Source organism: Paenibacillus sp. 1A_MP2 (assembly GCF_052244825.1).
In the GTDB taxonomy this organism is placed as follows: domain Bacteria; phylum Bacillota; class Bacilli; order Paenibacillales; family Paenibacillaceae; genus Paenibacillus; species Paenibacillus vandeheii.
Genome location: NZ_JBQQCS010000001.1, coordinates 6,702,683 through 6,715,347 on the forward strand (window position 1 = coordinate 6,702,683; position 12,665 = coordinate 6,715,347).

Below are 12,665 nucleotides of genomic sequence, written 5' to 3' on the forward strand. Positions count from 1 at the left end.
CACACTAAAAAGGGATGTCCACGTCATGTTTGATGACTATGGGACATCCCTTTCTTTATGTTATGAATGATTTATATCATTGTTGTGTCAGAGGCATGCAGCACAGGAAGGACACGTACTCTCTAAATGCACCTATCACACGAACTCAAAGCAACGTAAATTTAGCTTATGAAATAACGAATGTACCCAGAGTGCAGCAACAAGCGTGCCCTTGGTTTACAGGGCATCCATGATATCCCCGGCGAGCAGGGATGCCGGATCACCTCGCAGCAACGCGGCTCTCTCCGCTGCCTGGCCGTGCAGGAACACGCCAAAGGCAGCAGCTTGCTCCGCGCTCAGCCCTTGGGCGAGCAGACCGGCAATGATGCCGGTCAATACGTCTCCCGCACCGCCGGTTGCCATGCCAGCGTGCCCGGTGGTGTTGATGTACGCCTCGCCGGATGGCGTTGCGATGACCGTGCGTGCTCCCTTGAGCACCAGGGTTAGGCCCTGCTCGCGGGCGTACCGTGCAGCGTGTCCAATTCGGTCACGCTGCACTTCGGGGGTCGACATGCCCAGCAGTCGGCCCATTTCCCCGGGGTGCGGCGTCAGAATGGTCGCCGCACTTCGTTTGCCCAGTCGCGAGGCCCGGTTGGGCCAGCGTCTGCAAGCATGTTGAGGGCGTCCGCGTCGATGACGAGCGGGCGATCCGTCTGTTGCCACAGACGGCGCAGCCAGTCTGTGTCGCCCTTGAAGCGGCCGAGGCCCGGGCCGGTCGCGAGCACGTCGCGGCTCTCCGCGAGACGCAGCACGGCGTCGGCGGAAGCCGCGTTCCACTCGCCGCTGTCGCCATCGGCGGCGGCAGCGAGCATGAGCTCGGGCACGGTGCCGATGACATGCGGTAGCAGTGCCGCGGGCAGCGCCCATGTGGCGAGCCCGCAGCCAGCGCGCAGCGCGGCCTTGGCCGAGAGCAGGCCTGCGCCGCTCATGGGCAGACTTCCTGCGGCCAGCAGCACGTGGCCGTAAGTGCCCTTGTGGCCGTCCGGTGCCCGGAGACGGCCCGTGTCCACGCGCAGCGCACCACGCAGCACCTCATCCGTCAGCAGACGGACCGAGGGGCCATGCTCCGGCGCAAGCCGCGCAGGAATGCCGATGGAGCGCACCACGATGCGCCCCGCAGCAGATGCGCCCGGGTACTGAACCAGCCCGCGCTTAAGCAGCGCGAGACATACGGTCACCCGGGCCTGAATGCAGGGCTCATATACCTCCCCAGTGTCGGCATTCAGCCCGCTTGGCACATCGGCGGATACGATCGGCTTGCCGCTATCGTTCGCCGCCTCAATCAGCGCCGCGTATGCTCCGCGCGGCGCCCCACTGGAGCCGGTGCCCAGCAGCGCATCCACGATGCCTGTGCACCGGCTGAAGTCCACGGCTTCGCGCCCGTGGACAAGGGCAGGGATGCCGAGCTGTGCTGCGGCATCCCGCTGCACTGCGGCTTCGCCCCGCAACGCATCAGGCACATCGGCGTATACCAAAGTCACGCCGAGCCCCGCTTCAACCAAATGGCGCGCCGCAACCAGCCCGTCGCCGCCATTATTACCCTTGCCGATCAGCATGTACCACTGCTGATCACCAGGTTGCCCCATCACGAGCGCCGGCTCGGCGATGATGTCGCCACCATGACCTTGCCGATCCCCGGGCCCGGTGTGCGCCCGCTCCCGGTTACCATCGTTCCGGCCGTCCTGCTGCTCCGGACTGCGGCCAACGCCCTCTTTCCGGCCTTCCCGGCACAGCCGGATAACTTCCTCGGCGATGGCTCTGCCTGCGTTCTCCATCAGACTGGCAGCCGGAATGCCAAGCTTGTGAATCGTATGCTTATCCACAGCTCTCATCTGTTCAGCGGTTACGATAAACAATGTTCATCCCTCCCCGGTGAATTTCTCCGAAAATTGCATTTGCGAATAGCTTATACTCTCACGATGATTCTTTAGTTTTCCAAGCTGCTTCGCTTCATTGAATGTTCTCGTCTGTTTTCCCAGCCCTGTAACCTGCAGCTCTTAATAACCTACTGTAAACCGAGATTGAATAAATTGTGGATCATCCAGCTCATCCACCAAAGCCGCTGCAAAATCGCCAACCGAAATGGAGCTCTCACCAAGATCATCGGTGATTACACGATTCATACCAACCCGGAACAGGCCTGTCCGTCGTCCCGTTGTGATTGTAGCCGCAGGACTCATGTAGGTCCAGTGAATATCCGACGCCTCAATCAGGTTATACGCATCTACATGAGCCTTCGCCAGTGGCTTGACTTCCTCTGGGAACCCTGGCGTGTCCATTAGCATTTCTCCAGAATCCGTAATCAAGCTTCCCGCTCCGCCAACCACAACCAGCCGTCCTGCTTTCGAACGACGAACACCCTCGATTAGCGAACGTGTAACTTCCAGCATCTCTTCTTCCGAAACCAAACTTCGGTCCATAAGCACTCACAACGGCTTCCTGTCCTGCTGTAAAATCGGCAACCTGGTCCGGGTTAAGCAAATCCCCTTGTACCACACGCAAACGCTCATGCTCCATCTCCACCTTCGCAGGCTCACGAACAATCGCCGTTACTTCATGTCCTCGGTCCATCAATTCCCACAATATCGTCTTTCCAATCGCTCCGGTTGCTCCAAAAATGGCAACTTTCATATTAAATCCCTCTTTTCAGTAGATATCCTCTTGTCAACTTACCGTTATTTTAATACTTAATCCCATTGTTATATACCTTAAACGGCTCACGCCATCTTAAACCCTCTTCCCCACTTGTAAACCATCGCCATAAAATCTCTTCTATTCATTAATTCAAACAAAAAAGCCGCTATATGCGGCTCACATCAATTCCCTCATAAATTAAATGAGGTTCTGGATATTTCTTCTCTTCACTTTTCGACAACCTGCTACTTTTTGATTCCTATTCTTGCCTCCACCACATGCCTTCCGATTTCGGACTGGTGTAGGTGAAGCCAAATTGGGCGTACAGACGGTCAGCAGGGACATCTGCCAGCAGGCTGACCAATCCACGAGCAGGCACATGTTCACGCAAATAGTTCATGATCTCGCTCATGATCAGTTTGCCATATCCTCTTCCCTGCTGGTCCGGACGCACGGCGATATCCACCACCTGAAAGAAACAACCGCCATCTCCGATGACCCGACCCATGCCTACAATTTCATTTTCTTCACGCAGACAAACGGCAAAAAGACTATTCGGCAGCCCGATTTCGGCCCCCTCCTGGCTCATCGCACTGAGACCCGCGCTCTTTCGTAGCGCAAGATACTCGGCTGCTGAGGGCGGTGTATGTTCAATGTTGATGTGGTCCATGAATCATGCTCCCTTCCTAATTAAACCTACGATTAATTGCAAAATAAAAATTTCATGGGTGATTACATCTTCTTTGCTTAGGCACCTTGGACCTTCTTAAGACCGTAAATTCCTACTGTTCCTGCTTGAATTCACGCAATTCCTGTGTAATAGTGAGAGAAAGCTTAAGTGAACCGTGTTTCATGCTACACTACAGTTTTTGCAAAGGAGGAACTATTTGTGCTTCAACGCTGGATACCTGCTCTGTTCTCATATCCGGGCTTCGGGGCGTTACTACTCGGAATGATCGCTGTACTGCTTGGACTATACATATGGTCTGCGACAGAAGTCAGACGAAGTCGTGACAGGCGAATACAAGCGATACGAGATACATTATACATAAGTACAACCCTGTTGGGACAACTCACCGTAAAAGAACATCGGAATGACGCTCTTACGGAACATGAGCATCATGAATTGTTAACCGCCATGCTGTCCTGCAGAACCGCAGTCCATCTATCTCCTCAGCTTCAGGATCAAATCCGCAGCTGTATCATTGATGTTGATCCAGCTCGGCTCGCATTGATGCACAGGGCTCTGGAACGAGAGAGTGCAGCATTATCGGATGAATTGAATCGGTACGCCCATCCAGACCATTGGGGAAGAGCGGTCTGGAATGTCATTCGTCCAGCTGCCGAACCCGCCGCCGTGGCTGCTTTAGTGTACCTGATCGCTGATTTTGTATTCCGTCAACAAGGTTTGATGTATCCTTTCTGGCACTCCTGGTTCAATGCTTTGCCATGGATACGCTTCGTCTCCTTGATCGTCACGGTGTTCTATGGTTATCTGCTCTGGTCCAGCCCAAAACAGCGTTCATCGGGCACAGTAACCAAAGCCCTAGTCACCCTAATTGCCCTGTGCTCCCTCCTTCATCTGATCGGACTTGCTGCTGCTCCCTACGCATTGGGATTACAACTCATTCTGTTCATCTCTGGCTTCAGCCTGACAGGAACGCCTTCCCGCAGTGATCGCCCCTTCGTGGGACACAGCGATTCGGATAAGGAATGGAATAGCCGTACAGAAGCACAGGAGGATGAGAATGTGGACATGGAGCTAAACCTCTATAAACCACGTACATCCGGAGCAATTTCCGAAAAGTGAACCTCTTTCTGAATTTGGTTGACCTGGTATCAGCAATCTCCGTTCATTCAAAGCCCAAAAAAGAGAAGCCCACAGAATCGTCGGCTTCTCTTTTGGGTTGCACTTATTTCAGCATTTGCTTAATTCAATTTCCGATTTTATAAAAGGTCCGTGCACAATTACAAATTCAATCCCGAATTACATGAAGGATGACGACGCCTATCCCTTCGCACTCGTATTCGATCCGCGCAATGAACGAGGTGAGCTGCTTCGTGCAGTGCTGCCGGATTTGGAGGCGCTGCCGGAGGGCGTATTTTCAAAACGCTTGCGTTCGGTCCGCTCCATCTGCACGATCTGGCCTTCATGTACAACGATGTGCAGCGAGCCAAACTCCATGTCATTCAGTTGTCCGGCGATTCGATCCATCCATACCTCATCCACTTTTAACGGCTTAGCCATAGAGCCGCCTCCTCTTCTCAGGCTACTGCCCGCTATATTCCTCAAGTGTGCTGTCATCCAACCCGATTTATAATTCATTCTTATCCAACCTATATACTTGGTTTATACATTAGCAGGGCTTCCAGTAGCTGTCAATCCGAATTTTCATGAATCGGAGGCAACATCTGTTTTCATTCGGAACCCTCTTAAAAACCAAAATGTTCGGCATGGATTTCGGAGCGTTACTCACCTTTCGGGAATCGTTTTATGACCCAGCCAGCTCTTAAGAAGCAACGTTGCCAGAGCCAAAATGAGCAGCAAGGAGGCGACGGCAAACGAAGCAGAGAATTGATACTCGTTATATAAAATTTCGACATGCAGCGGAAGCGTGTTGGTCTCCCCGCGAATATGACCGGACACGACAGACACAGCTCCGAATTCACCCATGGCCCGCGCATTACACAGAATGATGCCATACAGCAGACCCCACTTGATGTTGGGCAGAGTCACGTTCCAGAAGATCCTCCACCCGGAGGCTCCCAGCGTTACCGCTGCTTCTTCTTCTCTCGTGCCCTGATCCTCCATCAGTGGAATCAGTTCCCTGGCGACGAATGGAAACGTAATGAACAACGTTGCGATAACAATGCCAGGCAGGGAAAAAATAATTTTGATATCATGCTCGGCCAGCCACGGTCCAAACCATCCATTCGAACCAAAGACGAGCACAAAGATCAACCCGCCTACCACCGGCGAGATCGAAAAGGGAGATCAATCAGGGTGATCATGAGCCCTTTTCCCCTGAATTGGAACTTGGTAATGACCCACGCAGCCGCCACACCGAATATCGTATTAAGCGGCACGGTGATCCCGGCAACCAGCAGCGTAAGTTTTAACGCCGACATCGCATCCGGTTCGGTAAGCGCGGCGATGTAGACGCCCAGCCCTGCTTCAACGCCTCCATCAGCACGATCACCAGCGGCAAGATGAGCAGCCAGATCAGCACCAGACTTGCCAAGCCGATTAACAACCATTTGACCCATGTGGCTTCTGTGGTTGCACGGTTGGGACCCGGTCCAGTTCGCACACGGGCAGCAGGCGGTAATGGAACGGAACCCGCCATATTCTGTACCTCCTTTTGGTTTATATAAGTTGAACAAATGATTTTACACTAAACCACTGCGCGGTCAGAACATCTTCCGATTGCTGTTATCCCCGGATTTTTTATGAACCGATCCTAAAAAGGGGAAATCCGGGGATAAAGGCAAACGCTCCGCTTCTCCAGATTTTTCTGTCCTCTCCGTTTATCGTGTAAATGTTAAGTTCAACTTATATAGGTTGGCTTATATACATTAAGCTCTGCCTGCCTTTCGGCTCCAGCGTTGAAGTGAATTAATGATCAATAGCAGGACAAAAGAGACCAACAGCAGCAGCAAGGCTACCGCCGTAGCTCCTGCATAATCGAACTGCTCCAGCTTCGCCATGATCAGCAGGGGGGCGATCTCCGTTTTCATCGGCATATTACCTGAGATAAACACCACTGAGCCATACTCGCCAATACCCGGGCAAAAGCCAACGCAAAGCCGGTCAGCAGCGGCGGAATTAGGTCCGGAAGCAGGATCTTCCGGAATATCCGCCATCTTCCCGCTCCCAGCGTGGCCGCAGCTTCCTCCACCTCAGCCTCCAGCTCCTGCAAAACCGGCTGCACCGTGCGTACCACAAACGGAATCCCGATAAACATCAGCGCCAGAGTAATGCCCGCCTGAGAATAAGCCAGCTTGATACCCAGAGGCTCCACGAACTGCCCAATCCAGCCATTTCCGGCATATAACGCCGTTAAGGCAACCCCCGCAACTGCCGTCGGCAAGGCAAAAGGCAGATCAATGACGGCATCAAACAGCCGCTTCCCCGGAAATTCATAACGAACCAGTACCCATGCCAGAAGCAGCCCGAGGACTAGATCGATCAAGGCCGCTGCGCCTGCGGTCAGAAAACTCACCTGGAAAGAAGCCAGCACCCGGGGATTTGTTGCCACCTCAATCAATGTGGACCAGGTCAACCCTGTGGAGTTAAACAAGAGCGCTGCCAGTGGAGTAAGTACAACCAGGCTCAGGTAAAGCACACTGTAACCCATCGTCAATCCGAATCCCGGCAGTGTACGACTCCGGGCTACCATCACCTTGCTCATGGACGTTCATCCTCTCTGCCTTCAGTCGGTAGGACTGGTTGGCCGCTTACATGATCACGCAACAATATCGATCTTAATAGCATTAGCTGCCCGGAACATAAATCTGGTCAAAGATACCGCCGTCATTGAAATGTTTGGCCTGTGTATCCCGCCATGTGCCAAATACATCACTCAACGTGAACAGCTCAAGCAGCGGGAACTGATCCTTGAACTTTTCCTTCACGCTGTCCAGTGTTGGACGGTAATAGTTCTCGGCAGCAATGGTTTGCCCCTCTTCGCTGTACAAATATTTCAGATAGGCGTCCGCTACTTCGCGGCTGCCCTTTTTGTCTGCATTTTTATCCACGATCGCTACAGGTGGTTCAGCCAGAATGCTGACCGAAGGAACAACGATATCGAATTTGTCCGGACCCAGCTCTTTAACCGATAAGAAAGCCTCATTCTCCCAGGCAAGCAGCACATCACCAATACCACGCTCTACAAACGTAGTTGTTGCTCCACGCGCTCCAGAGTCAAGAACAGGTGCATGTTTGAACAATTCTGCAACGAAAGCCTTGGCCTTCTCTTCATCATTGTTGTTATGCTTGAGCGCATATCCCCATGCCGCCAGATAGTTCCAACGGGCCCCGCCGGACGTTTTGGGATTCGGAGTTATGACCTGCGTATCTCCCTTGATGAGATCATCCCAGTCCTTGATACCTTTCGGGTTGCCTTTGCGTACCAAAAACACAATCGTTGATGTATACGGGGAGCTGTTATGCTCGTATTTATCCTGCCAGCCCGCATTGATCAAACCTTTATCTTCGATGGCATCAATATCGTAACCCAATGCCAGCGTAACCACATCTGCATCCAGTCCATCAATGACTGAACGACTTTGTTTACCTGAACCGCCATGAGATTGCTTAACCGTTACTTCCTGACCTTTCTCTTTCAGCCAATACGCCGCAAACGCCTTGTTATATTGCTCGTAGAGTTCACGTGTCGGATCATAGGATACATTCAGCAGCTCGATCGCTTTTGCTCCTTCTTTGCTGCCTTCCGCTTCCTCAGATGTTCCCGCCGCATTCGTGCCACCACCATCCGATCCGCATGCCGCCAGTACCCCTGTTAATACCAATGCCAGACCAACCAGAATACCCTTATGAATTCTCTTTTTCATAGTTAACACTCCCCCGAATGGATCTGCAAGATTACCTCCACAGGCTGAACAGCATGGAACGCACCGAAAAAAACAGAAAACGGAGGAACCCCGCGCACTTCTCCCTCATAAAGTCATGCCGACCCAAAGGCCGTGTATGCTTCATCCAGAATTCATACGCTACGGTGTTCCTCCGTCTATACGGTGAGAACGTTATTCTGTTCACGTTACGATCTCTCATGTGACTGTAAATGACTGCTTCCGCAATTCAAGCGAAGTCATTTTTATTATTCCTACCTGTTTAGTGAGTTATATACGTATCATAAGGGCAGTGCATATGGCTGTCAAACGTTTTTTTCCGATTTCTACCGAATATCTGTGTAAATGGCAGAAAAAAGAACAACGAACCCCAGTCCGTTGTTCCCTTGTCAGCGGCGTGCTTTATACGCCGTAAAATTATCCCAGGACTTGGCATGAGTCCCTGCCATTTCCCTATCTTTATTTGCCGGCATACCGAATATTCGGCACTGGAGGCGTACTCATGCCATCCCCCAAATAAAAGCCAGTGTGCGGCGGTTGGTTATAGGCTACATTTTGCCAAGCTACGCCAAGACGGTATACTGGATCATGCATCAAGGTATAGATGCGTTTGTCCGTAACGGCTGTTGTCGTGTAGATACGCAGCGCAGAGCTGTCATTGGTCCGCCATACCACTTCTTCTCTCCAGTCTCCAAACAGGTCGGCCTGCAAATTCGGTGTGGATTTCGTTCCATTATTGGAAGAAACGCCGGAAGCGGTCAACAAATTCACCGTTTTGCTATTGGCGTAATCCCATTTATCAATTCGGTTGCTGTCCAGCAGCTCGCGGAGCAAATCACCGTCCCACCAAATTCCAAAATTCGTGGAGGAAGGCAGGGTAGTCCCTATTTTCTGTCCTTTGGCTGTGTACAACCCGCCGTCTGCCCAAACTTCTGCACCCTTATAACGCGGATCGATATCGGCTGCCATACCGCGTCCAATATCCTTCGTTGTAGGTATGCCCCAGATCAATTGACCTGTACGTGCATCGCGGAATTCCACGCCTGCATTGGAGGGTGTCTCATGAACCTGAAATACTTCTAGACCCGCACGATCGGGGTCCAGATCACTTAGATGCATGGCATCCCCATGATGAAGCCCTGTCGTGTAGAGCCCCTTCCCGTTATCATCCACCGCCATCGCTCCGTAAACGATTTCGTCTTTGCCATCGCCATCCACATCCGCCACACTCAGATTATGGTTGCCCTGTCCGGCGTAACCTGAATTACCCGACGTGCTGGAGTCAAACGTCCACTGCTTGGTTAGTTGTCCATCCCTCCAATTGTACGCCACCAGCACAGTCCGGGTATAATAACCACGTGCCATGACCAGACTTGGCCGCTCCCCATCCAAATACGCAATCGCTGCAAGGAATCGATCGACCCGGTTGCCGTAATTGTCTCCCCAATCGGATACATTGCCACGCGCCGGTTCATAGTTTACCGTGGAGAGTGCTTTACCCGTCTGTCCATTGAAGATTGTAAGAAACTCCGGTCCTGACAGAACATACCCGCTGGAATTACGATAATCCTTGCTGGCATCACCTATGACTACTCCCGTACCATCCTTGGAACCATCTGCCGTTTTCATCGCCACCTCGGCCTTGCCGTCACCGTCCAGATCGTACACCATGAACTGGGTGTAATGAGCACCGGCACGGATGTTTTTGCCCAAACTAATGCGCCATAGGCGCGTTCCGTTCAATTTGTAGGCATCGATAAACACCTCGCCCGTGTAGCCACTTTGGGAGTTATCCTTGGAGTTGGACGGGTCCCATTTTACAATTAATTCATACTCCCCGTCCCCATCCAGATCCCCTGCACTTGCATCATTGGCACTGTACGTATAGGCCACTCCATCCGGTGTTGTACCGCCTGCCGGCACACTGAGAGGTACGGACAAGTAATTATTTCCCCAAACGCTCGCTGCGGCTGACGCCGCCTGTTCTGTTCCGCCCACTACGGCCCGAACCGTATATTTGGAACTGCTTGTCCCGCTTGCATCCTGGAGGTTGGTACTGTTCGTTATGGGCGATGCGTTTACTTTGGTTCCATCCCGATAGACGTTAAACGATACATTCGACCCTTCCGTACCCAGCAGCCGCCAACTGACAAATACACCCGTGCCTGTCTTTACCGCAACCACACCACGGTCCAGAAACTCCATCTGACGCGCACCTGCAGCATGCGTGACCGACGTGTTCCCAAGACCGAGCGAAGTAATCAGCAGCGCAGAACTCAGCAGGGATGCCCCCGCAGTCCGCAAAGTGCACTTCCATAACGATCGTTTTCCCATAAAGCCATTGCCTCCCCAATCGAATTGGTAAGCCCGATGCCCTTGGTAGCGCCGTCTTATATGTAAGCGCTTTAATAAATTATTTTAAATTAATCATATAATTCCATCCATAGGTCTAATTTAGTAATTAAATGATTAGTACATAAAAAAAGTCGAAGGATTTTTCCTTCGACTTTATAATATCTTCTTCTTCGATCATAACTAATCCCAAGTCAAACATTATAATGCATAATAAACTCATAAGTCTATACTTCTGATTCGTTAAATAATGTTCTTCCTGCTGATTAATAATAAATAAATGGAGTGGTCTTGTCGCCACAAGGGATAGGTTAATAAATCCGCTCAAGTTCATATCCCTTTTTTTCAAGCTCACCTGGAACACTTGGTTCAATCATAACATGAGCAGCACCGATGATGACAAAATAAGTCTGTCCATCATCCGTTTGTAAAATTTCATCAAGCTTATTGGCCATATGAAAATTCCGAGTATCATTGATTGCCTGTTGATACTTTTCATCAATATCTTCAAAACCTTCAGTTAACTGATTCTTAAAAGCATCGTCATTCCCATGAACCCAATTATATCCCAACTGGTTTAAAAAACTCGCTGTCTCCTCATGATCTGCTATAGAACCTTCTAACATTTGTACTTGGGTTTCCATATTAAAACCAGCTAGCACTTCATATTGCATCTCAATAGTTTCTAACTCAACAATTTCTTTATTGTCTTCTAAAGCACGTTGAAGAAAATACAGATCAACCCCATACTCTGGCGCTAGTTCACTTTCTTCATTACTAATTTGGTTTAATAAAGTTCCCAAAAACCAAGGCTGGAAGTGATTGTAATCAGCTAAAGTCATTTCGTGCGCTTCAAATATTTCTGAAAGCTTGGCATAAGACACCTCCGATAACACGTCATCCAGCGTGGTATCATCCTCAAATAATGCCATCTCGTTTATTTCTTCTTCATTCAAATCCACTTTAAACATATTGATCTCTGGAAGAATGACATCTGCGTCCTCATAAGCTTCTTCAATTCCCGAAGCAAGAGGATAAAAGTCTTGATGGCCCAAATGAATCGTTCCATGCACATACATGATCGTTTCGCCGTGAACCACCTTCCACAGAAATCCCCCATCTCCCTCATAATCAAGAGCCGTTTCACTTATTTGCTGTTCATTATCTTGTCCATTAGCCCCTTCACTCTCGATCATCTCATTATTGGGGCCCGTACACCCTGCTATTACAAGTATTACGATCAACAAGTATATCGACATGAGTCGTTTCATCATCGTAACGTTCACCCTTTCTTCATTTTCATTATTATTGATCCAAATGCGTGCTTTCGATATCAATTAACCAATGGTTTTTGAGCATTAGAGCCCGTTCTGTTCCTGCTATTGCAGCGGCAATACCAATCGTAAAATAAGTCCAAATGGACAGTTGGATCGGCGATTCAAATGCACCTATATTTTCTGAAACCCATGGAATAGCAGAGATGTTTTCCAAAAATTGAGGAATGGTTAAAGCGGTTGATATTAACAAGATCATAATCGCGATCATGCCAATGAATGCGCTGAGGATAGGAAATCGTCGATGCACCCACATTCGAAAACCTCGTATCGAACGTCTATCTGGAGATAGGGAAAAGGTGTCCTCGCTAGCACTAACATAATGAATACCATTAATCCCGGTCGAATTGTTTGTTATTTCGATCACGCCATTCTCGACTGGAAAAGCTGCTGGAAGCTTAGAATAGGCAATATGTTTATTTTCGCGGTATAAATCAACGCGGGGCTCTTCTGCAAAATATTTGGATTTTATGGCATATGAGGTGGTGTTCCTACTACTATGATTAGTTATTTCGATGTGAAATAAGGAGTGAGTAAATATACTCCAAAACCGGTACTTTTTCAAAAGATGACCATCGCCTGCTTTCACTTTTTTCAATTTCTTACGATGTTTACGTTGACGAATGAAATGAAACATGGAATGAACTTACCTCCTTTACTCTTATATTGAATAGACATTTTAAATACTGATCAATCAATCAAATTTAAATTAAA

At 50.0% G+C, this 12,665-nt stretch carries 7 protein-coding genes and 4 pseudogenes; 1 reads left to right on the forward strand and 10 read right to left on the reverse strand.

The annotated features are described in order from the left end of the window. Positions 1-216: 216 nt before the first annotated feature. The 3 genes and pseudogenes from ACTWJ7_RS32925 to ACTWJ7_RS32935 form a co-directional block, all read right to left on the reverse strand. Positions 217-1,895, reverse strand: a pseudogene (locus ACTWJ7_RS32925) (NAD(P)H-hydrate dehydratase). Positions 1,896-2,036: 141 nt separating this feature from the next. Continuing rightward, positions 2,037-2,670, reverse strand: a pseudogene (locus ACTWJ7_RS32930) (NAD(P)-dependent oxidoreductase). Between the two features lie 262 nt (positions 2,671-2,932). Next, the gene (locus ACTWJ7_RS32935; protein WP_079348768.1) at positions 2,933-3,343 is read right to left on the reverse strand and encodes a GNAT family N-acetyltransferase; all 411 of its coding nucleotides are present in this window, start codon (positions 3,341-3,343) and stop codon (positions 2,933-2,935) included. 219 nt (positions 3,344-3,562) lie between these two features. Between ACTWJ7_RS32935 and ACTWJ7_RS32940 the strand changes: the two genes are divergently transcribed. After that, the gene (locus tag ACTWJ7_RS32940; protein WP_301881873.1) at positions 3,563-4,483 is read left to right on the forward strand and encodes a hypothetical protein; all 921 of its coding nucleotides are present in this window, start codon (positions 3,563-3,565) and stop codon (positions 4,481-4,483) included. A 198-nt stretch (positions 4,484-4,681) separates the two neighbouring features. On the opposite strand, the gene ACTWJ7_RS32945 is transcribed toward ACTWJ7_RS32940, so the two are convergent. From ACTWJ7_RS32945 to ACTWJ7_RS32975, 7 genes and pseudogenes are all read right to left on the reverse strand, one after another. Next, positions 4,682-4,921 carry a YezD family protein gene (locus ACTWJ7_RS32945; protein WP_053779771.1) on the reverse strand — a complete coding sequence of 80 codons (240 nt, stop codon included), beginning with the start codon at positions 4,919-4,921 and terminating at the stop codon, positions 4,682-4,684. Positions 4,922-5,146: 225 nt separating this feature from the next. After that, positions 5,147-6,020 (reverse strand): annotated as a pseudogene (cysW, locus tag ACTWJ7_RS32950) (sulfate ABC transporter permease subunit CysW). Positions 6,021-6,249: 229 nt separating this feature from the next. Further along, positions 6,250-7,085 (reverse strand): annotated as a pseudogene (cysT, locus tag ACTWJ7_RS32955) (sulfate ABC transporter permease subunit CysT). Between the two features lie 82 nt (positions 7,086-7,167). Next, positions 7,168-8,247, reverse strand: a complete 1,080-nt coding sequence (locus ACTWJ7_RS32960) for a sulfate ABC transporter substrate-binding protein (protein ID WP_301881877.1) — start codon at positions 8,245-8,247, stop codon at positions 7,168-7,170. Between the two features lie 477 nt (positions 8,248-8,724). Further along, positions 8,725-10,599, reverse strand: coding sequence for a rhamnogalacturonan lyase (locus ACTWJ7_RS32965; protein ID WP_301881878.1), 1,875 nt, complete (start codon positions 10,597-10,599; stop codon positions 8,725-8,727). A 329-nt stretch (positions 10,600-10,928) separates the two neighbouring features. Beyond that, positions 10,929-11,891, reverse strand: coding sequence for a TraB/GumN family protein (locus tag ACTWJ7_RS32970; protein WP_301881880.1), 963 nt, complete (start codon positions 11,889-11,891; stop codon positions 10,929-10,931). A gap of 31 nt (positions 11,892-11,922) precedes the next feature. Beyond that, complete coding sequence (locus ACTWJ7_RS32975) at positions 11,923-12,588, reverse strand: hypothetical protein (RefSeq protein WP_079348759.1); 666 nt, start codon at positions 12,586-12,588, stop codon at positions 11,923-11,925. Positions 12,589-12,665 lie beyond the last annotated feature (77 nt).

Coding starts and splice junctions, on each gene's coding strand:
- ACTWJ7_RS32935 (WP_079348768.1), bottom strand. CDS start 3,343: ATGGACCACATCAACATTGAACATACACCGCCCTCAGCAGCCGAGTAT.
- ACTWJ7_RS32970 (WP_301881880.1), bottom strand. CDS start 11,891: ATGATGAAACGACTCATGTCGATATACTTGTTGATCGTAATACTTGTA.
- ACTWJ7_RS32975 (WP_079348759.1), bottom strand. CDS start 12,588: ATGTTTCATTTCATTCGTCAACGTAAACATCGTAAGAAATTGAAAAAA.
- ACTWJ7_RS32945 (WP_053779771.1), bottom strand. CDS start 4,921: ATGGCTAAGCCGTTAAAAGTGGATGAGGTATGGATGGATCGAATCGCC.
- ACTWJ7_RS32960 (WP_301881877.1), bottom strand. CDS start 8,247: ATGAAAAAGAGAATTCATAAGGGTATTCTGGTTGGTCTGGCATTGGTA.
- ACTWJ7_RS32965 (WP_301881878.1), bottom strand. CDS start 10,599: ATGGGAAAACGATCGTTATGGAAGTGCACTTTGCGGACTGCGGGGGCA.